Annotated in this window: 22 protein-coding genes and 1 pseudogene; 9 read left to right on the top strand and 14 right to left on the bottom strand. The window is 40.1% G+C overall.

Annotation, left to right across the window (positions count from 1 at the left end; all coding sequences use genetic code 11):
* The 3 genes from AC1DO4_RS23915 to AC1DO4_RS23905 all read right to left on the bottom strand — a co-directional run.
* On the bottom strand, nucleotides 1-1,395 hold a 1,395-nt coding region (locus AC1DO4_RS23915; protein WP_477420079.1), incomplete at its 3' end, for a tetratricopeptide repeat protein.
* Between the two features lie 12 nt (nucleotides 1,396-1,407).
* Nucleotides 1,408-1,656, bottom strand: coding sequence for a hypothetical protein (locus AC1DO4_RS23910; RefSeq protein ID WP_477420078.1), 249 nt, complete (start codon nucleotides 1,654-1,656; stop codon nucleotides 1,408-1,410).
* A 38-nt stretch (nucleotides 1,657-1,694) separates the two neighbouring features.
* On the bottom strand, nucleotides 1,695-2,996 hold the full coding sequence (locus AC1DO4_RS23905; protein ID WP_477420077.1) for a metallophosphoesterase family protein: 1,302 nt from the start codon (nucleotides 2,994-2,996) through the stop codon (nucleotides 1,695-1,697).
* A 301-nt stretch (nucleotides 2,997-3,297) separates the two neighbouring features.
* On the opposite strand from AC1DO4_RS23905, the gene AC1DO4_RS23900 reads away from it, so the two are divergent.
* From AC1DO4_RS23900 to AC1DO4_RS23885, 4 genes are all read left to right on the top strand, one after another.
* Entirely contained in the window at nucleotides 3,298-3,855 is a 558-nt protein-coding gene (locus tag AC1DO4_RS23900) for an REP-associated tyrosine transposase (protein WP_477420076.1), read from the top strand.
* Nucleotides 3,856-4,015: 160 nt separating this feature from the next.
* Nucleotides 4,016-4,381: a hypothetical protein gene (locus AC1DO4_RS23895; RefSeq protein WP_477420075.1), complete on the top strand. Its 366-nt coding sequence runs from the start codon at nucleotides 4,016-4,018 to the stop codon at nucleotides 4,379-4,381.
* Nucleotides 4,382-4,465: 84 nt separating this feature from the next.
* Nucleotides 4,466-5,452 carry a helix-turn-helix domain-containing protein gene (locus AC1DO4_RS23890; protein ID WP_477420074.1) on the top strand — a complete coding sequence of 329 codons (987 nt, stop codon included), beginning with the start codon at nucleotides 4,466-4,468 and terminating at the stop codon, nucleotides 5,450-5,452.
* Between the two features lie 98 nt (nucleotides 5,453-5,550).
* A complete protein-coding gene (locus AC1DO4_RS23885; RefSeq protein ID WP_477420073.1) occupies nucleotides 5,551-6,165 on the top strand; it encodes a YdeI/OmpD-associated family protein in 615 nt (204 codons plus the stop codon).
* Nucleotides 6,166-7,349: 1,184 nt separating this feature from the next.
* Here AC1DO4_RS23885 and AC1DO4_RS23880 read toward each other — a convergent pair.
* The 5 genes from AC1DO4_RS23880 to AC1DO4_RS23860 all read right to left on the bottom strand — a co-directional run bounded on the left by AC1DO4_RS23880 (nucleotide 7,350) and on the right by AC1DO4_RS23860 (nucleotide 11,072).
* Entirely contained in the window at nucleotides 7,350-7,778 is a 429-nt protein-coding gene (locus tag AC1DO4_RS23880) for a hypothetical protein (protein WP_477420072.1), read from the bottom strand.
* Between the two features lie 175 nt (nucleotides 7,779-7,953).
* Nucleotides 7,954-8,817: a carboxypeptidase-like regulatory domain-containing protein gene (locus AC1DO4_RS23875; protein ID WP_477420071.1), complete on the bottom strand. Its 864-nt coding sequence runs from the start codon at nucleotides 8,815-8,817 to the stop codon at nucleotides 7,954-7,956.
* Complete coding sequence (locus AC1DO4_RS23870) at nucleotides 8,774-9,160, bottom strand: hypothetical protein (protein WP_477420070.1); 387 nt, start codon at nucleotides 9,158-9,160, stop codon at nucleotides 8,774-8,776. Before AC1DO4_RS23870 ends, AC1DO4_RS23875 begins: the two co-directional genes overlap by 44 nt.
* Before the next feature lie 339 nt (nucleotides 9,161-9,499).
* Nucleotides 9,500-10,495, bottom strand: coding sequence for a DUF4407 domain-containing protein (locus AC1DO4_RS23865; RefSeq protein ID WP_477420069.1), 996 nt, complete (start codon nucleotides 10,493-10,495; stop codon nucleotides 9,500-9,502).
* A gap of 1 nt (nucleotide 10,496) precedes the next feature.
* Complete coding sequence (locus AC1DO4_RS23860; RefSeq protein ID WP_477420068.1) at nucleotides 10,497-11,072, bottom strand: hypothetical protein; 576 nt, start codon at nucleotides 11,070-11,072, stop codon at nucleotides 10,497-10,499.
* Nucleotides 11,073-11,849: 777 nt separating this feature from the next.
* Between AC1DO4_RS23860 and AC1DO4_RS23855 the strand changes: the two are divergent.
* Nucleotides 11,850-11,975: pseudogene (locus AC1DO4_RS23855) on the top strand (peptide-methionine (R)-S-oxide reductase); the annotation flags it as partial.
* Between the two features lie 706 nt (nucleotides 11,976-12,681).
* Here AC1DO4_RS23855 and AC1DO4_RS23850 read toward each other — a convergent pair.
* A complete protein-coding gene (locus AC1DO4_RS23850) occupies nucleotides 12,682-13,011 on the bottom strand; it encodes a hypothetical protein (RefSeq protein WP_477401809.1) in 330 nt (109 codons plus the stop codon).
* A 403-nt stretch (nucleotides 13,012-13,414) separates the two neighbouring features.
* Between AC1DO4_RS23850 and AC1DO4_RS23845 the strand changes: the two genes are divergently transcribed.
* The gene (locus tag AC1DO4_RS23845) at nucleotides 13,415-14,470 is read left to right on the top strand and encodes a HAMP domain-containing protein (protein ID WP_477420067.1); all 1,056 of its coding nucleotides are present in this window, start codon (nucleotides 13,415-13,417) and stop codon (nucleotides 14,468-14,470) included.
* 405 nt (nucleotides 14,471-14,875) lie between these two features.
* On the top strand, nucleotides 14,876-15,613 hold the full coding sequence (locus AC1DO4_RS23840) for an EcsC family protein (RefSeq protein WP_477420066.1): 738 nt from the start codon (nucleotides 14,876-14,878) through the stop codon (nucleotides 15,611-15,613).
* Between the two features lie 35 nt (nucleotides 15,614-15,648).
* On the opposite strand, the gene AC1DO4_RS23835 is transcribed toward AC1DO4_RS23840, so the two are convergent.
* The 5 genes from AC1DO4_RS23835 to AC1DO4_RS23815 form a co-directional block, all read right to left on the bottom strand.
* Nucleotides 15,649-15,849 (bottom strand): DUF2683 family protein, encoded by a 201-nt coding sequence (locus AC1DO4_RS23835; protein WP_477420065.1) that lies wholly within the window; start codon nucleotides 15,847-15,849, stop codon nucleotides 15,649-15,651.
* A 144-nt stretch (nucleotides 15,850-15,993) separates the two neighbouring features.
* Nucleotides 15,994-16,494: a VOC family protein gene (locus AC1DO4_RS23830; RefSeq protein WP_477420064.1), complete on the bottom strand. Its 501-nt coding sequence runs from the start codon at nucleotides 16,492-16,494 to the stop codon at nucleotides 15,994-15,996.
* A 114-nt stretch (nucleotides 16,495-16,608) separates the two neighbouring features.
* A complete protein-coding gene (locus AC1DO4_RS23825) occupies nucleotides 16,609-18,132 on the bottom strand; it encodes a Gfo/Idh/MocA family protein (protein ID WP_477420063.1) in 1,524 nt (507 codons plus the stop codon).
* Between the two features lie 3 nt (nucleotides 18,133-18,135).
* Entirely contained in the window at nucleotides 18,136-18,819 is a 684-nt protein-coding gene (locus tag AC1DO4_RS23820) for a 3-keto-disaccharide hydrolase (RefSeq protein WP_477420062.1), read from the bottom strand.
* Nucleotides 18,820-19,132: 313 nt separating this feature from the next.
* Entirely contained in the window at nucleotides 19,133-19,366 is a 234-nt protein-coding gene (locus tag AC1DO4_RS23815; protein WP_477420061.1) for a hypothetical protein, read from the bottom strand.
* Between the two features lie 29 nt (nucleotides 19,367-19,395).
* Between AC1DO4_RS23815 and AC1DO4_RS23810 the strand changes: the two genes are divergently transcribed.
* Both AC1DO4_RS23810 and AC1DO4_RS23805 read left to right on the top strand, forming a co-directional pair.
* A complete protein-coding gene (locus AC1DO4_RS23810) occupies nucleotides 19,396-20,430 on the top strand; it encodes a sensor histidine kinase (RefSeq protein ID WP_477420060.1) in 1,035 nt (344 codons plus the stop codon).
* Complete coding sequence (locus AC1DO4_RS23805) at nucleotides 20,427-21,131, top strand: LytR/AlgR family response regulator transcription factor (protein ID WP_477420059.1); 705 nt, start codon at nucleotides 20,427-20,429, stop codon at nucleotides 21,129-21,131. Before AC1DO4_RS23810 ends, AC1DO4_RS23805 begins: the two co-directional genes overlap by 4 nt.
* The last annotated feature ends 45 nt before the right edge of the window (nucleotides 21,132-21,176 follow it).

Here is a 21,176-nt window from a genome sequence, read left to right as displayed (position 1 = left end):
CCTCCGGGCTTGTATTCCTTTGTTGAAATATAAGACGGCCTCGCTGTGGAAATTTTCCGTTTGCAAAGTAATCGCATATCCATAGTAGTTATTTGCCGTAACGTGGCTGTTTATTCCATAATATTTTTCATCAAGTTCAATGGCTTTTAATAAATAAGCTTTTYTGGAATCGAAGCCAAATGGCTTATAGGCGCTCAAGCTTCCTAAAAAGCTATAATATCGTGCTATTCCGTAGTGATCCTTGCCAAAGATCTTTTCATCCAGCTCAATTCCATATTTTATTAACCTAATCCCTTCTTCGAAATCATTTAAATGTGTCTTCGCACAACCAAGATTGAAATAGATGCTCCCTCCGATTAGCACGTCTTCTGCTTTACTTTCTTTTTCGATCGACAGAGACATTTCAAAGTATCGTAAAGCCTCAGAGAAATTATTTAGCTGGAAATGTGCGGTGCCCATACTTTCATAAAGGTCAGCTAAATAGACTTCTTTATATTCTGCTTTTTGAATCACTTGTAATGCTAATTCCAAGTAATTCAGATTTTGTTTATAACTAAAATGCATTTTAGCCAATTTTCCAAGTCCGAAATATGTTTCAATCAAAATTTCGTTGTTGTTTAAATATAGGCCAATGGCAAGGGATTGCTCAAGGTATTCTTTTGCTTGCTGCACTTTTCCAAGAGATATGGAAACTTCTGCCAATCGCTCATATTTGATACCAACAGATTCTGATTTTGGCTCATTAAACAACATTTCCAGTTTTAAACTTTTTTGTAAAGCTTCAAACGCATTTTCAAATTCCCCTATATTGTTGTAAATGACGCCGAGCTTATTCCAATAAGAAGACTGATTGGGGTCTAGTTTAATAGCGTTTATAATATTTTGCTTTGCTTCCTGATATTCAAATATCAGACTAAGTACAAATGCTTTGAAAGCAAATGTTTCCGCGAGCTCTTGTTTTTTTATGAGGAGGCGTTTTTCTTCATATTCCAAGGCATCAAGTTCTGTTTCGAGGTTTGTTTTATTCAATATCTCCAGGCTTTCCGCAATTTTACCGGACATGAATAGCGAAAAAGATACCTGGAAAAGGTGGCTGGCTTTTGAAAAATCTTTGTTATCAAACTCGATGAGCATATCTGAGATCCTTTTTTCCAAATGCGATTTTTCCATTCTGATTACACTCAGGTCAGCGGAAAGCTTGATGATCTCTTTATCATTGAAGAATTGTATTTTTTCTTTATCGACAATGGTCTTTTCTAAGAGTCTGATTTTGTCGGATAATTCCGTTGTTCTTTGTTCAATGAAAGCTGATATTGTAATCTCTACGATATCGCCATTAGCCTGCTGTATGACAAGATTGTTCTCGCCTACAATTTTAATGTAATTGATGGTCACGCTTGTTCTGTTTTAATCCTGTTCGATCCGGTTATTTTCACCGTTTACATTTGCTGAATTGTTCGAGGCATTTTTAGTTGCTCCTCCTGTATGTTGAATCACCTGATTGCCGCCTCCTTTCACCTTCGCCCGGTTTCTTCCGCCAATAGGCTCTGAATTCATGTTGAAAAACCGGGATTTTAAAACGATCTTCCTTCCGAAAATAATCCCTAAAATAGCGATGATCCCTATAACGATGATCGCGATATCTTTTGTTTCCATGGTATTTGGATTTAAGTGTGTTTTGCTGTTTATGGTTATCAGTTCCCCAGCACCACAAGCGAGTCCGCATCCCAGTATTGTCCACTGTTCCCGAAGGTTTCCGGATACCTGTTATGCCGATTGTGTACGACCCGGTTGTTAATGGTTGTGAAATCTACCCATCTGTCGAATTGATCTCTCGTCCTGAACCTGGAAAGGTTTTCGGCTAGCTGAACAGGATCCGTTGATCCGCGACCGATGGCCTCTTCGACTGTTTGGTGGTTGTTCCATTGGTTCTGCGGGTTGTTGAGGTCAAAATACCATGTTTCCTGATTGCTTATTGTCTTATTTACTGAATCAATACCGGCGACAATGAAGGCGGGGTTGTTATAGAATATGGGGCTGACGGATGGCACGACACGAATGATATTGATGGGTACATTATTCTTATAAATGATCCTGAAGTCATTGCGGTGGGTATGTCCGGCGATCATTGTTTTGATCGTTTGGTTACCTGCGGCGCCGGAATATCTGCCAATAGCTGTAAGAAACCTTTGAGTGTAAACAGGCTGCCACAGCGGGCGACCGGTATTTCCGTCCATTCCTGGCGGTATGTGCATGAGGATCCAGACCTTTTTCCCATTCTGATTCGCTGTATTGAGCTTTTCTTCGAGCCAAGTCATCATGTTGTCACCTGCATGCTCCGGTGCAGTGGGGTTAACCAAATTCGTGTTCATGATCAGGATATCGGGGCCTGCATTTATGGCTGACGCGTAGTATCCGGTTTGGCTTAAACTTGTGTCGAAAGCTTCCGGGGCATTCGTTTGCCAGGCTTCTTCAAAGGCATTTAAAAATGGAGCGCTTTGGATTTTATTATCACCTTCGTCGGTGTCGTTATTTCCAAGTACCGGCAGCACAAGGGTATTTGGAAACCTGCCCCGAATTTCAGCGGCAATGAATTTCAGGGCTTGTTTCTGTAGCAGGATGATATCGGAAAGCGGTTTAACCGGACCAGCATGCCAGAGCATGTCCCCAGTTATGATAATGAAGCGTGGCCGGGTGTGCTTATTGTCGAAAGTCTTTTTCATGGCATCCAATGCTGATTCCAGGCTTTTATAATTGATGTCTGATTTGAATTTCGCGTAATTGTTCGAACTCAGCGGAGAAGCTGTAAATGTTTGTTTCCAATTTGCGACATCAGTACTCAATAGTTGCTGTTTGATGACCGTGTCATAAATGGGATTGAAATGCAGATCGGATATGATCAGGCATTTTTCCTGACTGTGTGCTTTTAGGGTTAGTAATGCAACAATAAGCAACAGTATTTTGCTTAGTTTTCGGCGGAAGGTTAGGTTGATCATGGGGAAGGAGGATAAAGGTTAACTAAATATATATCATATTTAGTCAAAATGCAAATTATCAGTATTTTACTTGTTTTTAAGGGTAAGCGTTTCAATAAAAAGAATTTTCACGGGGTTGAATGGAGATTATCAAAAAAATATTGGATTTTATGTTTTGATTTTATATCTTGATTTCATAAATAACTGTAAACCAACCTTATTATACCCTCCCTTAGCGCAAGTCTTGTGTGTCGGAAATGTGCGCAGATGACTTGTGATTTTTTTTTAAATTTAGCTCCATCTTATTTTATATTTTTAAGCAATGAGCACAAAATATAAATTTAATAATCCCGAAGGAATTTACTTCGTAACCTTCGCGGTAGTAGAATGGATAGATGTTTTTACACGCCAGTTTTATAAAGATATTTTATTGGATAGTTTTCGGCATTGTATAAAAGAAAAAGGATTAGCCGTTCATGGATATGTGATCATGAGCAACCATGTTCATTTAATTATCAGCAGCAAGGGCGAGCAAAATTTATCTGCAATAATGCGCGATATGAAAAAGTTTTCTTCGGTTAAAATCATACAGGAAATTATAGAAAACCCGCAGGAAAGCAGGAAACGTTGGATGCTCCGGTTATTAGCTGATGCGGGCGAAGCCAATTCTAACAATATAAACTATCAATTTTGGCAGCAAGACAATCATCCAATCGAGCTCCATCCGAACTCCAACCTGTTTGCACAAAAGTTAGATTACATTCATCAAAACCCGGTTAAAGCAGGTTGGGTTAATGAGCCCGGCGACTATATTTACAGCAGCGCCAGTAACTATATGAACAAAGGCGGCATTCTAATGGAGGTAGAGCTTTTGGATTAAAAAGTCACAAGTCAGCCACCACACTGCCTCAACACACAAGACTTGCGCCAAGGGGGGGCAAGTCGTTCAGCGAGCCTTCTGCGAATAGAGGAGAACATCGCTTTGAAGATTCCCGAATAAATAAATTTGTACATTGCATTTAAAATACATCAATACACTCATGCTCGTTGAAACCGTTTTGAAAAAGTCATTGATGGCGATGCCATTCTTATTTTTTGTATTCTTGGTTTATGGGATAAATCATGAGCATGGAGATAGTAATGCAGGCTCGATGTATCCAATAGCTTTTGCATTGCCCGGTTTAGGTTTCACTGTTGTTTCCTACATCCTATACTTCTATACTGACAAACTTACTTGTAATTCAAAACTCAATGTACTAAAAAATTTCGTGCACTTGATTTTAGTAATAAGCTTTTTTGCCTTTCATGACAAAGGTGCTTTTGTGGTGATCAGTCTAACCTTAACTACAATATTAGCAGTAAATCTGATAATGATATTTGCAAATACTCTAAAGAAAGATATTTAATCTAAAAAGTCACAAGTCAGCCGCCACACTGTCCTAACACACAAGACTTGCGCCAAGGGCGGTGAAAACTATATAATAATATTAGTGGTTCCAGACGGCGATTTTTTGGTATCAGTAGGTGAAGAGATTTTCTTTCTCTATTTTAGGATCAACCCTTATGCGATGTATTTTATGGAGAAAATGAAAATTACTCTTTCTTATTACACAGAAATTAACGATTTCCTGGCCTCTATTCCATGGCCGGGACGAACAACTGATCCAGACTTTTACTGTTTGAGGTTAAAGCCACTCGATCAGGACTTGCAGATATACAGGCCACCTTTTAAACGTTCATTTTATTTTTTTGCCCTGCTATTCAATTCCGGTAAGATCGAAGTTAACTATGGCGATCAGACCATTCATGATCCTGATTCCTATCTCGTCTTTCATTCGCCCAATCTTGTGTATAGCTTTGCTCATAACAATGCACTGGAGGGTTATGTGATTTATTTTAAGCCGAAATGCTTCTCATTCTTCAAACCAGACTTTCACCAGCAATTTCCCCTATTTGATGTGTTACACACCAACCTGTTTAAGTTTGACCACGCCGCATTTAAACAGTTAGCACCACATTTTGAAGCTGTATTTGCTGCCTATGAAGGGTCGGCCAAAGCACAACATATTGAAGCAAGGTTAAAGTTGCTCGGTTTGCTCTACTACCTGGAAGACTTTGCGTTGGAAAAGAAAAAGGATATTCCAATGGCTACAGCGCAGCAAATCCTGTTGCGTAAATTTATTCAGTTAATTGATAACCATTATATCAATAAGCGCACCGTGCAGGAATACGCAGATCTGCTTTCGGTTACCGCTAATTATCTCTCCCAATCTGTCAAACATGTTTCGGGCAAAAATGCACTTACTTTTATTGCTGAACGCCTGGCCAGCGAAGCCAGGTCGCTTATTCAATACACCGATTTTGCGGTAGCCCAGATTGCCTATCAACTCAACTTTTCAGACCCTGCTAATTTTGGCAAATTCTTCAAAAAGCATGTAGGCTTGTCGCCTTCGGAGTTCCGGAAACAACGCAAGTAATTAAATTGACCTGTTTATCCAAGTTTTCGACCAAATCTTCTGCTCCTGTTTAAGTTTTTTTGTTCCGATAATCGTAAACACTTAAAAAATTAAATGTTATGAACTACAATTCAGCTGTGGATGCTTACATAGTTAACTCGGAAGATTTTGCAAAACCGATTCTTGAGCACTGGCGCCTACTTATTCATGAAAATTGCCCGGATGCCGAAGAAACGATAAAATGGAGCCTGCCTCATTTTGAATATAACGGCGATAATATGTGCGTAGTGGCATCCTATAAAAACCATTGCTCTTTCACGTTCCTGAAGGCCGAACTGATGACCGACCCGCGTTTGAAGGTAAACAAGGACTTAAAACCGATCCAAAGATTTTTAGGAAAGATCAGCAAAATAAGCGACCTCCCACCGGACGATGAATTTATAGTGATGCTTAAAGAAGCCGTGCAGTTAAACGAAAAAGGCATCAAGATAAAAAGGAACAAGCCGGAATCTGATAAACCCAAGATACTTGAAACGCCCGATTATCTGCTGGTCGCATTAGTATCTAACCCCAAAGCAAAAGAAGTTTTTGAAAGCAAATCCAACTCTTTCCGCAAGGAATATATTGTTTGGATTACCGACGCCAAAACCGACGAAACACGACAAAAAAGAATAAAAGAAGCTTTAGAATGGATAGCCGAGGGAAAAGGCAGGTTTTGGAAACACCAAAAATAGACATCCTAAAATACCATACCACCTGGCCTCAAAACTATTGGGAATTAAAAACAAGACCAGACTGATCATTCCTTGTTTTTATTTCCTGTATTGTCTTTGATTATTGCGGGAATCCCACCTTAGCGCAAGTCTTGTGTGCGGAAATGCGGGCAGATGACTTGTGATTTTCTACCGAACACCCATTTTGACAGATTAATTCAAATAATGCCATTCTGTTCACTGCATACTATTCGTTATGGAGTCATTTTTTTTATTTATCCTAATGAAAATCCAATCTTTAAGAAATATTAAGACCAAAGTGGTTGAAACACTATTCAGGGATAAGGCATCGGCGATTTCATTTCTGTTGTAAACAACGTTGTTAAAACAGATCATAAGCATAGTAGCGAGAAATAAACAAAACACGTCCAAAGCCAAAAGATATAGTATCATATATTCTTTAAGCATGCTTTTCCGAATGATCCTGTAATCAGCCCAGTAACATATTATTGAAAAAAACAATAAACCATTAAATACGTATTGTGACACCGATGCCGGGGTTACGTAGCGGTGGATTGATAACGATTCCACCAAAGCCTGCTGTGCGGGAAAATACGAACGGTCAACGATTATGTAAAAAAGAATGAAAACTGTGATATGAAATCCATATCGAAGCAAGGTCATCACTAAAAAATTATTTTTCAAACTGTCCATAAATAAATTTAGATAGCTGGCTATCTGTGGGTATGGTAATAGGGTATGCAGTTTTTGTGTTCAAATATTACTTTTTGTTTTACTGTATCATAAATTTGTTCAACCCTAATAATAAAAATAGAAACCCAAACTTTTTCCTCCGCTGTCGCAAGGCTCTTGCCTTGTGATCCGCTACCTTTAGGACTGCACGATGTTAGGCAATCAAAATATTGCAGCCTTACAAAAAACATCTATCCAAAAAACGGTTGCAAAACTTACAAAATATAATCCTTCCGGATTTCTGAATTTATAATTGCGGCTCATACGCTAAAAATACAAAATCCCGGATGAAACGTACATCCGGTATTTGCATATTCAATACTTAGCACGCGGGCCACAAGGCTGGAGCCTCATATCTTTGTAAATATTAATAAACAGGACTAAGGGCCGCACTTTGACGGGAGCCAGGGGGTGCATCTCATACCGGCTACTAATGAAGAACGTAGCATGAACTATTTAAGATTAGATATAACATCTTCCTTTTCTAATTTTTCTTTAAAAAGCTTATTGATTTGAATGAACTTCTCCCGCTCGCTGGGAACTTCTTTTACTTTATATATTTCTCCATTGAAATGAATCCTAATCCAAAAAAAAGGGTTATCACTCCAATAAGTAATTAACACGGTTTCTTTCAAAATTTCGCATATATAAATGGCAAAGTCAATTTCCTTTAACTCGGCCATTAAGTCATCACTTTTATATACTGATAATCGTGTAGCAAAATCTCCATCCAAATAATCGACATCAATATTTACATCTCCGCCAGGGCCTAAATCATAAATATTACCAATTGAATTGACGCTGATATTTAAAAAATCAGCAACCACGTTCTTGAGTCGATCTCCTGAATATCTCTTTCTTATTAATATATCATAGCTCATCACAGCGCAATTTTATTATATACCACTTAGCGAAAGTCTTGTGTGTAACAGTGGGCTTTCCTAACTGAGTTTATAGACAGATTCATTAGACGATCTGTTAAACGACAAATCGTTTATATACMCTCCAATCGAAATAAACAGTAAGCACCATCAGTATATGCACTCATGCAAAGTACTACTTAAAATAACCTAAGATTATCTTAATCCCTTTCCCTCGATTCTTTTGTAGAAAAAATCTATTTGATGTGTCGATCCATATACCATTGATCATCGGACCGTTAGAAGAAATAATCCCAGAACCGATGCTATATCCCCTTTCCTTAAAATACAAAACAATTTGACTAGAAACTGCAGGAGCATTGGAGTATTGTTCAGCCATAACCGTGATGTTATTCTTATTGAACCCTTTATTTTTTACCAAATCATCTACACTAGTGTATACTAACGAAAGAAAATCATCAGCAAGTTTCTTCTCAGTAGTTATATTTAAATCACCATTAATGCCTACAGAATTGCCAAATCCGCCAACAATATGACTATTATCCCCAACTATTGATGGACTAACGTCACCAAAACTCTTGTTGATATTTGGAACACCACCAATTGATGAAGATGGAATTTTCTGTTCACCTAATTTGACATTTGCGGATAAATTAGTGGGTGTCGTGATTGTAGCGGGTTTAACGTAATGCGGCAGTCTGCTTAACCTAATAGGTATAGAAATTGGTGATATAGTAATAAGCCTGGTACTGGTCTTATACCCTTCTTTTGAAACCCGTATAGTAAGTTGATCGCCTTTCTTAAAGTCCAAAGGCAATTTAATTGCAAATAACCCATTGTCATCTGTAGTAGTAGTAATACTATTGCCAACAAAGTTAATTGTAGCCAAGGAAATGGGGGCGTTCTTTAAATCGGCAACCTGTCCGGTGAGCGTTACTTGTTGAGCGTAAACCTGACCGGAGATTAAAACAAAAAGTATAACCCGAAGGCAGTCATTAATGGCTCTTGTTTTTCTTAAGTTGGATAAATATGTTATCATTTGGTAGGTTAAATGTTTTGTCATAAGGAAGGTAATCGGCTTTGTGAACTCTAATTCTAACTTCGGGCAAACTATCCTTAAGTATAATCTTAAAATTTCCACTTTGGTCTGTAGAGCACTGTTCATTCCTTCCAACTAATGTAATTTCAGCAAGGTTGATATTTCCATTGGTTGCTTCATCAACAACTATGCCTGCAACTATAGTTTGCGGTCTTGCGACTTCAGCCTTGCTGTCTTTGATTGACGGAAAACTACACTTGCCTATAAGTGCTGCGATAACAAGAGCTATTGCCCCTATGATAGCTACGGTTAGCTGTGTTTTTTGTGCAGGGCTTCGTTCCATAGTTAAGAGTTAAGGTATCTCCGTATTTCTAGGCCGAGAGACTGCAAAGGTAACCGGGCTGTCTTCTTTTCTAAGTCTCTCATTTCTGCATAATGCCAGTTACCACTATTGTCCTCTACAATCCTTTGATAGCTATCATTAAATGTTATATCGAAGAACTTCTTCTTGTCACGGTCTTGACTTACAATATAAAAGGTGCCCTTAAATTCAATAGTAAAACTCATTTCTAAAGATAGGTATGTCGTATGATAAATAAAAAGTATGTGTAAATACGCTAGTGTCGCAAATAGTTAGTATGATTGGAAAAATGATAATAAACTGTACTTGGTCTAAAAGCAACTAAGTGTTGCTACTGACTGCTAACAACGCAAGTTTTTTCTTTTGTATTTCCATTTGGTGGGTTATGGTTGCGTCATAATCATTAGGCTCTTCTCCAATTTTGCTAAACATAATAAAAAGTTCTATACACATTAAAAATATAAACCATAGTAGCCATACGGCTAATGCCACTCCCGATTCAGTTATTAAAGTATACATGACCTGTAATTCGTCTAAAAAGCCAACTTTAGATTTAATTTCGTTAGCAATTTTAGGTCTTAAGGCGAGTATTGCATTGTCTTTATTTGATTTTTGACTTCTCAACGATGCAATTTGTACATCTAATGGGGTTAATAAAGCCATCTTGGGGTTTTGGATAGAATTTACAGTAAAAGTAGTGGCACTCACTAACCGTGTGCTCGTTGTAGAAAGTTTAGAAGAATCTGTGGTAGTCGTTTTTAATTGCTGAGGCGAGCTTTGCGATGTTACGGCTTTAATCAATGGGTGTTGAGAAATATCTTCAACTATAGCTTTTCTTTCATATTCTTTTTTTGCGATTACTGAATCTAATTGATTGGCTTGTGCACGCAGCTCTTCTGCTTTAGCAGGTAGTACCCTATTAACTTTAGCATCAAGTAAATAAATCTGTTTTTGATCAATATCCTCTTTAAAAATTATTTGGTCTATAATAACGGACCCAATCATAGCCATTGTAATTGCGATTATACCTCGAAACGCAAATAACTTCCAGTTTTTATGACCAGCAAGAATTATCTGTCTTTCAATTTGAATTATGATTACGCAAAGAATTATAGCGCCGAGTGAGCACCCCAACAAACCAAGTTTTAAATAACGCTCAGTGAAAACATATCCTATAAACGACCATAGTATACATACGATTAATAATGCGGATGTATATCGTTTCACAGCCTTAGCAGAAATTTCACTTGAGGCATTCAAGATATTATAGTTGTAGCCCGTTAAAAAACATCCGGATTTTAGCCACCAATTTCCCATCTTATAATCTCCTTTTTAATACAGCATGGTGAGAGATTGCTGCTAACCCATTTCTAAACCCTTTTGCATAACTCAATAAAATGCCTTGGCTATCGCCGGTATTGTTGATTGCACTGGCTTCTATATCTAAAACCTTTCGAATATGGTTTTCCGCAATTTCTTTTTTCATCTTCAGTTCCTCAACAGTATCGACCATACCACTGCGACTTCTACTATCTATGTGATAATCAATTTCCTTTATAAAGTCCTCGTAAAACGTTTTTACCTTATTTACCGTACGGATGAGTTCGTTACGCAAGGCATCTAAATTTTGATTTAAATGATGTACATCGGGGTTTACTAACGCATCTTCGTAGCCTCTATTTTCGTGGTTTCTATCTAAAAAACTGAATAGTAAGTTGATATTGTTATCAACGGTTTGTTGAGTTGACGCTTCTGGTGTTGGACTTACATTTTCATTTGCTATGAAAATTCTTTCAGGGATATCTGGCTTTTCCTGCTGAATGTTTGTTATAATCGGCGTTGAAGTTGAATCTTCAAATGACTTATTTTTATTTAAAAAGTTAAAAATTCCCATATTATTGTATTGATATAGTTGGTACTTTAAATTTGCTATGCCCCTTATTATGGCATCCTTTACACAGAGTGATCAATAATCTGTCATCATAGTCCCAAGGCACTTTGAATTGATTTTCCATTTTAGAAAAATGGTACTGTCGATGATGTACTTGAAGTTCGTTTGACTCAGCGCATACTACACACTTGAAATTATCTCTCTTTAATATAGAAGCCCTTTTAGATCGCCATCTTTCGTCAAATAATAAGTGTCCATAAGAGCCATGAGATTGAACCGATGCTGAGTTAGAAGTCGGTATTTTTACCTTTATTGGAGTTTCAAGCCGATTTAAATTGCTAACAGTACGAATTTGACTGGTTATTTGCAGGTAAGGATACCTGCATTTACTTTCATTGTTCATTTATTGTGAGGTTCAGGTTTCAAATTAGCAAGATTACTTACTTCACTTTTGTTAACTTTTACGAAAAAAATTAGAAATAAGTTCATGAATATAGAAATAATATCATCTGGTTAAGACTAAAGTCGCGAGCCAGCTGCGAATAGAGCAATCCGTCTGTGAAGAGATATCTGCAAAGTAGCGGCATCATAGAATGCTTCACAAGAAAGTGGCGGAACGTTTGATAAATGACTTATGCGTTGGGACTTAAACGGTGTGATGAAAAGGATAGAACAGGCTTGTGGTTAATGACTTTTAAAAAAATTAATTAAATTAATTATATCCGAAGAAGAATATAACTATACTACATTTAGGTGTCAGGTGCTGAAATGCACCTGATTATTATTTGTACCAATTGCGGCGCGCATTTGGGTCACGTTTTTGAAGGCGAATACCTCACTCCAAAAAATACCCGCCATTGTGTAAATTCTGTGTCGATGAAATTTGTATCGGCCGAGAATGTTTAAATAATTTTTAACCCATTCAGTGATATCCGGGTAATGATTATCGTCCCGGATATTTTATTTTTCCACAACCGGGTTTTGAGATCGTATTTGAGACCTATTTTCGAAATCCWTGTCAACCTTTAGCAAAGGCGTTATGCATTTTTCAATAACCGCCTGTGTTAAGTAAAGTAAATTATAATGTTAAATTATTTTATCCGGCAAGTTTTTACACTACGCATTTTAGCGTTCAATCTTAATTAGCTGTAATCAAGTTCTATAATTTTCTGTTTCGTTAAATGGTTTCAAAAGTTATTGTGCTAAGTGTTAATAACTCAGGCCTTTGTTAAAAGATTGCATTAACGGCTTTCCAACGCAAACATTAACTTTGTTCTGTAGCAAAAAGGAGCTCACGCTCCCTTTTATGTTTTAGACAATAATATCAGCTCAGCAAGGCTGGTAGAAAAGAGAGTAAACATATCACAAGCAAGTAATATGGCAATCTTGGTTAACCCTGAAGTTCGTAGCTTCGGGGTTTTCTTTTAATTGCTCTTTCGTGTAACAAATGTACGGTACTATTGTCATTTGCCAATAGAATGTCTACACCTTTTTTCCACAGCATTTAATGCATTTTTGTGCCTGTAGGAATAAAATATAGCGTGAGTGTTGAAAATTATTGCCTTTGAGGAATGTTCTATTGTCCTCCTTATCCATGGATATATAACGCTATCTACCACTCTTCCCGCCACTCTTCCGTTACATCTCCATCATAAAATAAGCCTGCTGCTTCGGCTGCTTTTTGAATGTATTCGGCCAGGTCTTCGCGCTCCATGGTGTCAATAAAGTAGTCAAGGTCTATATTAAGTTTGTCAAATGCTTTTACCACAGCTTCAATGGCTTTCCAAATGGCATGTTCGTTTGTGGCTTTTTGTAATGCATCCAGGTAGTTATCTATCAGCTTATCGCTTTCAATAATAATCTCCTCGGTAAAAAACGCGCTGCCGTCATCCATTTGTTCTTTCCAGTTTATTGTGGGTCGTGGTATTTGTATCGGCTCCATAAGGCTTAAATTATATTTCTAATATACAGTGATTAGCAACACTTATGCAAAATAAAATCGGGGGTAGCAAATAAAGTGGGGAATTTTTTGCCGGGATAACACAAAGTGCAGCTGTGGGGGTTGTTTTATCAGGCAAACGATTTATAAATGCATGGGAATCGCTTTTTTAATTAAATTAAAACTTTCACCATAGCGATGGGTTTCAAACCCATCGCTATTTGCCAATATGCTGCGCCAAACAGTTTCATTTAATTGTTTTTTCCGGCGTTTGACCCTTTAAATATTAAAAAAGCGATTTCCTTGAATAAATGCCCCTATAAACAGCACATATTTTTAATTATCTTTACTTAAAATCCTTCTGCTGCCTAAATTAGGGTTACGTTTTAAATACATTATAATAGCTATGAAAATCAAAAATAAACTGCTGTTTGGATTTGGCCTGTTATTCTTCGTAGTGCTTATTTTTGGCCTTGTTTCTATATATTACATCAAGGTGATATCAGAAACCTCCAGCATTACTTTGAAGGATAACTATGCAACATTAAAATTCACCCGGCAAATGCGCGCCGTTTTAGATGAAAATGATTTGCCCCTACCCTCGCAGGCAGTTAAAACTTTTGATGAAACACTAAAAAAACAGGAAAACAACATCACCGAACCTGGTGAAAGCGTGGCAACAGGCAACCTGCGCAAAGCCTTCAGCTTACTTACCGACTCCTCATCGGCATTAACCCAAAAACAACAGGCGGAACGGAATGCGCGCTTACAGTTGAAAAATATTGAAGGGTTAAACATGCATGCCATTGAGCTTAAAAATAACTATACCCATTCAACTGTAGATAAGTCGGCCTTTTTTTTGGGGAGCATGGTATTTATCACCTTTTTAATCCTTTTTATTTTAATTGTCAATTTTCCGGGCTTTATACTGAATCCGCTGCAGCAACTGGAAAACGGCCTGCTGCAGGTGAGTCAAAAAAGATATAATACCCGGCTGTTTTTTAAAACAAGCGATGAGTTTACCAGTTTAGCCGAGGAATTTAATACCATGGTGACCAACCTTAGCGAACTGGAAAATGCCAACCTTTCGCAATTAATAGCGGCCGAATTGCGGATTAAATTACTGATAGAAGAAATGCCCGGGGCGGTAATAGGGCTTAATGAAAAACAGGAAATATTGTTTATTAACCAGGTGGCGAAAAATATATTAAACCTGGGCAACAAGTCTGTTACCGGCCAATCTGTAGCGGAGTTATCAAAAAGCAACAAATTGCTTAAATTGATACTGGAGAATAAGAATACCGAAAACCCTTTTAAAGCCAACCTGTTCGACAAAGCCTCGCATTTTCAACAAAAAACACTCGAAATTGTGGTACCCAATTTAAACCCCGACATGGACGGCCTGGCGATTGCAGGTTACTCTGCCGGCACTATTTTGGTTTTCAAAGAGGTGAAGGCTTGATTGGTGTCGTGTTAAGATTGAATTGATACGTATATCGCATGGCAGCGAGTCGACTCACCCCGACGAGGCTACGCCCGTCTGCCCCTCTCTCCGACTGCGTCGCATAGAGGGGCAATAAAACAAAAATTGAGCTTCACCCTCTTTGCGGCACAGCCGGAGAGAGGGTCGGCCAGCGAAGCGTAGCCGGGGTGAGTCGTGGCCAGCGTTTAAGCGGATGTTTGTGTAATACCAAACACGTCATGGGTAGGCACGAAGCAATCCCCCCTTACAGAGTAGCTTCGCAAATCCGATCTGTATTTTGGGGGTTGCTTCGTCGTACCTCCTCGCAATGACGATCACGAGGAGGTTGTGGCATCCACATTACCGTTTAATAACGCTCCTACTACTAAAAGTAATGTTAACTGTATGACCGCCTACGAAGAAAAAGCCTATTTACTGCTGAACGACTGGCAGCAAAAGATGCAAAAGAAACCATCTTTTACCAACCGGATAGCAAAGGGCATACAGAACAGGATCAACAATTTAATACCCGAAAAGGTTCACAAGGTAATAACAGTAACTATCGAAAAAATGGTTAAGGCAGTACTTTTCGGGGCTAAATACACAACCACCCAAAAGCTTGCTGCCGATGCTTCCTTCCGATTAAGAGAAAGTTATATAAAACGACAAATAAACTTTTATCAAAAAACTGCCACGGTAGAAGGCGCCGTTACAGGTGCAGGAGGCATACTAATGGGATTTGCTGAGTTCCCTATCCTTATTGGTATTAAAATGAAATTGCTTTTTAATATTGCGGCTTTATATGGTTTTGATGTAATGGATTATAAAGAAAGGCTATATATACTTTACATTTTCCAGCTTACCTACTCCAGCCAGCAACGGCGAAACGAGATTTACCATTTATTACAAAACTGGGAAGCCTACAGCGTTCTGCTGCCTGCCAACGCTGATGAGTTTGACTGGCGCACCTTTCAGCAGGAGTACCGCGACTATATCGACCTTGCAAAAATGGCCCAGCTAATCCCCTTAATTGGAGCTGCCGTTGGCGCCATTGCCAACTACCAGCTAATAGCCCAATTAGGCGAAACCGCTATGAACTGCTATAGAATGCGCATGCTGAAACCGGGGGAAATAGGGAATTAAGGCTTTTAAAATTTTGGTGTTTTTTGTGGCCGATTCTATTTCCATAGATTCTCAACATCAACCTTTACACCCTTGCCAGCTTTAGACGCTTTTTCACCTCTTTTAACTTTTGCAACAAACTCAGGGTTATAAGGACTTGAGGGTTCTTTTTTGAAAGAAACATCCAATGCCTTTAAAAATGCTTTAATAGCTATTAATTGCTTCTGATCTTTAGGATGTACAATTAAACTTTCCATAAATCAAAAATAATAATAATTCAACATATCTGCATTATCAACCTTTTTTTCCTTTCCCCGCGCAAGTATGAAGCAACGACACGTGGATTGCCGCATTTCTGTGTGCCGGATAGTCCCCCTTCCTTGTTTTGACAACATGAGTAGCTATTTCGTGGTAATCGTACCCATCTTGGCATATTCCACATCATTGGGTTCCCAAAGTTCAATCTTATTGCCTTCCGGATCCATTAGATGGACAAAATTACCATAACTCACTCTTTCTACCGAATCTGTAGGTAAGATGCCGGAGGCTTTCAGTTTGATGAGCAACGCATCCAGCTGTTCAACCCGGTAATTGATCATGAATTGCTTTTCTGATGGCTGGAAATACTTGGTCGTTTCTTTAAATGGCGCCCATAACGTAAAGCCTTTTTTTGTACTGTCGATACCCTGGTGCCATTCGAAGTTAGTACCAGTTCCCACCATACGCATCCCCAGGTTTTTTTCATACCAGGCCTTTAGTACCGCCGGGTTTTTAGCCTTAAAGAAGATTCCGCCGAGCCCTGTTACACGCGGACCAGCGATAGGTTGGCGGGTTAATTGACTGAAGCCATAGCCCAACAAAAAAGCAACCGACAATAAAGCGACGAGTGTGATTTTTTTCATCAGCAATAATTTTATTATTAAAGATAGTTAAATAATGCGCCGTTTAGTGCAGGTCTTGTGTGCCGGGAAATACGGGCAGCTGACTTGTGATTTTAAAAATCTATGTCATCTCCCCTACAGCTTCAACTCCCCCCACCCCTGCCGGTACGCCCGGCGGATGTACTGGTTGGCGGGTTCAAAGTTGGTAACCTTCATATTTTCGCCGTCCCAGGTTAGGCCGGTATAGCGGCCGGTAAATTTGTAGCCTTCCATGTTGCCGTAAACGGGGTCGTTGCGTTTTATTTTTTCGCGCAGGTTAAAGGTGCGCAGCAGCAGGTTGCCCATCAGTACAGTCTCGGTAAGCGGCCCGGCGTAACCCACAAATGGCGAGTCGACCTCCATTTTGCCATAACCGGCTATACTGGCATCAATCCATTGCCACCAGTGGCCATCCATACCACCGGGTACCCGCGGGTATTTCTCGGGAACATGTACATCCTTATTCAAAGCAAGCGGCAATAACCGGGGGTGGCTCCCTCCCCATCCGCAGGAAACCTTGCCTTTGGTGCCTATAAACAGCGTGCAGCCCTCAAAATCATTTTCGGCGGGCACATCGCCAAGGGCTTCGTTCATATTTAAAGCAGGGTCAAGCTCTGCAAGGCGTTCGGGTGTAATGCCCCCGTCCATCCAGTACAAATCGAGGTCCTTACCGCTTTGCTGTTTAAATTTAAATTTGATGGAGCTTGATACAGGGCCGCTTTCGGGGTAAATACCTTCTTTAAAGATGCCCTGGTAAACCGTGCTGGCACTGCCCGATATTTCGGTTGGGTAACCCAAACCCAGCAGTTTAAATGGCGGCCCCATAATGTGGCAGCCCATATCACCCAGCGCGCCGGTGCCAAACTCCCACCAGCCCCGCCAGTTAAAGGGCACCAGGTTATCAATATAATTGGTTTGTTTGGCGGTACCCAACCACAGGTCCCACTTCAGCTCTTTAGGTACGGGCGGACTTGCCTTTGGCCAGGCTATGCCCTGCGGCCACACGGGGCGGTCTGTCCAACAGTATACTTTTTCAATCTCACCAATCAGGCCGGCTTCAAACCACTCACGCATGGTACGCATGCCATCGCATGATGCCCCCTGGTCGCCCATTTGGGTAACCACCTGGTATTTTTCTGATGCCTGGGTTAATATCCGGGCTTCGTAGATATCATGTGTTAAGGGCTTTTGCAGGTACAGGTGTTTTTTAAGCTGCATGGCGCTTAAGCCTACCGGCGCGTGGTTATGATCGGGTATGGCTACGGTAACGGCATCAAAGTTTTTGTGCTGTTTATCAAACAGTTCGCGCCAGTCGTGGTAATAAGGCGCCTTCGGGAATTCTTTGCGGCGTGGGGCTGCCTCGCGGTCGTCAACATCGCACAAAAAGGCAATAACGGCATTCTTTTTAGGGGTACCTGCCAGGTGGCGAATATCATTTTCACCCTCGCCGCCGCAGCCTATGGCTGCAATGTACAGCTTATCGCTTGGTGCGGTGTAGCCATTGCCGCCCAGCACAAAACGGGGTACAATATAAAATCCGGCAGTGGCTATGGCCGCTTTTTTTATAAAATCGGCCCGGCTTATGCCGTTGGCACCGGTTGTTTCCTCAGCTTTTTCCATAAGTTATTTACGCAGCGGTTTAACAGATACCTCCTTAAAAAATACTACATCATCGTCGCCATGGTTTTGTATACCGATATAACCTTCATTGGGGCGGATGCCGCGATAGGGCTCAAAATCAAACTTGCGTGCCGGCGTTGGGTCGCCCTCTTTATAATCAGTCACTTTTTGGCCGTTCACGTATACAATAGTGCGCGGGCCATCCAATGTTATCTCCATGGTGTTCCATTGCGGCCCCGGTTTACCCGGCTTGGCCAATGGTTTGGTTAACGAGTACAAAGCACCGGTAATGTGATAATCATCCTCCTTTGATGTTTCGGGGTGATTATCTATCTGTACCTCGTAGCCGTAAAATACCGGCATCCACTCCTCCCTGGGTTCCAGCGGAATGCGGATAAAAACCCCGGCATTACTGTTAAACTTTTGCATTTTGTAAACCAGCCGGATGGTGCAATTGCTGAACTTTTGTTTGGTGTAGTATAACAAGCCCATCCCTCCATGACTGCCGGTTACGCCGTCTTTTACATACCGGCTGCCCTTGCCTACCTGTTTCCAGCCGTTAAGGTCTTTCCCGTTAAAAAGTTGTCGCCAGCCGTCCTTGCTTTGCGCATAGGTATTGCTTGTGGTAAATAAAAAAAATACAGATAAAGATGCCACCAGGCATTGTTGCAGGTGTTTTTTGATCATGGCAGATGGGAATAGATGGTTTATAATTGGTAATACTAATTTAGAAATATTTATTTGATAAAAAACAGGTTTATCGGCTAAGGGGCAATACAGGGGATAATAGAAACGGGGGATTAAGAAATATGTTTGCTAACCGATTTCTCTCCGGCCCAGCCGGTACAAATAAAAAAGGCCGAAAAACTCTCGCAGTTTGTCGGCCTCTACATCTACCTATGAAAAACAATCCTTTTGAGAAGGATATTAAGTTAAATTCAAATGCAGTGCCAACTATTAAATACTGGTTAAAACGCATAAAACGGCACTTAATATTAATTTAATTATTGGTTTGTGGAAATAATTCCACTTTAATCGTGTAATAATGACTCAGGTTGTAATTGGCAGACCCTTTGACGGTAAACAACCTGATAATAAGCAATTTTGCAGGATTGACTTTATATTGGCGATAAGCCTGCATTTGCAAACCGCAAAATGCCTGCTTCAATTTAATAGCCCCTAAAAAACGTCCTTCGTCGGCACAATTAAGCCCCTCGTCTATTCTATTTAACACATGGCTTAAATGCGGTTACCTTAGCTTATATGTTCAACCGCATAAAACCGGCACTTGTTATCGAGGTGTGTATTCACCTATTATTTTGGGCACTTATTATCGGTACACCTATCATTTCCCGGCCAGATATGCGGGGAATGCCGCAGCATTTGTTCTCGCCGGCACGTATCATCACCTTTAACCTGGTACTCGCAGCCGAGTTTTACCTCAATGCTTTTTTATTGATCCCCAGGTTGTTAAAAAAGAACGCCTGGCTGTACTTTTTATCATTAATAGCATCATTTGTGGTATTTAATGTATTGCTTTTGTACATGCGACCACATTTCCCGATGCAGGAGTTCAGGGGAATGGCCGGTCATATATCGCCGCCAAGGCCTAATTTTATCCTGTTCCCATTATTATCCGTTACCGCGGGCAGCTTTGCCTACCATTACCTGGCCGACCAGTTTAAGGCAATGGACAAAAAAAAGGATATCACCAATGCCTCACTCCTGTCCGAACTTGCTTTTTTGCGGTCGCAGATCAGTCCGCACTTTATATTTAATGTAATAAACAGCGCAGTTGCGCTTTCGCGCTTAAATCCTTCGGCAGTTGAGCCTACGCTGATACAATTATCCAAATTATTACGTTACATGCTGTATGTTACTGATGCCGAAATGGTAACAGTACAAAAAAAAGAGGATTACCTGCGCAGTTATATCGAACTGCAGCAGCTGCGCTTTGGCGACCAGGTGAAAATATATTTCCATTCCGAGATAAAAGCACCCGATAAAACCATTGAGCCTATGCTGCTGATCCCTTTTGTGGAGAACGCTTTTAAACACGGCACCGGCGACATAGCCGACCCCGATATAGCGGTAACCCTTATAGCCGATGAACAAACCCTGCGGTTTAGCGTGCAAAACGTTTACAATGCTGCAGAAGAGCAAAAAGATAATGACAGCGGCATTGGCTTAACCAATGTTAGAAGGCGGCTTGAGCTGCTTTACCCCGATAAACATAATTTATATATCAATAAAAACGAGCAAACCTATATTGTTATGCTGCAACTTGAACTTAAATGATGCGATGCCTTATTATTGATGATGAGCCCCTGGCGCTCGATTTGCTGGAGGACAATTTAAAACATGTGCATAGCATACAGGTGGCTGGCCGCTGCCGTAACGCAGGCGAGGCCATCCTTGTCATGCAAAAAGAGCATATCGACCTGATTTTCTGCGATATATACATGCCTGGCATCAATGGTCTACAGCTTATCAAGAGTCTTACCAACCGCCCTATGGTGATATTTGTAACCGCTTATGAAAAATTTGCCCTTGAGGGCTTTGAACTGGATGTAATTGATTACCTGGTGAAACCCGTGCCGCTGGACAGATTTTTAAAAGCCTGCCACAAAGCAATTGATTTGTTTGAGCTTCGCAGAAGCTACCTGCCCCAGCCTGTAGTTAAAAACTATTTCTTTTTACATGCCGACTATAACCTCATTAAAATAAGTTTCGACCATGTGGAGTATATTGAGGGATTGAAAGATTATGTAAAGATCCATTTTACAAACCAGCAAAAGCCGGTATTATCGCGCATCAGCCTCAAGGCGGTTGAATTGCAGTTACCTGCCGATCAGTTTTTCCGCGTACACAAATCATTCCTGGTAAACCTGCAGCATGTATCCCAGCTGCGCAGGGCCCGTATCAAGCTCATTAATACCGAAGTACCCTTAAGCGACAGCTACCGTGATGTAATTAACCGGATGATTGGGAAGGTTTAATTGATGGTGAGTTGTGAATAGTGAGTGGTGAATGGTTTGTCTATT

This window comes from Mucilaginibacter sp. P5_A6, assembly GCF_056400585.1.
The sequence above is the reverse complement of the archived record's forward strand: the minus strand, read 5'-3'. Positions and strand labels throughout refer to the sequence as shown.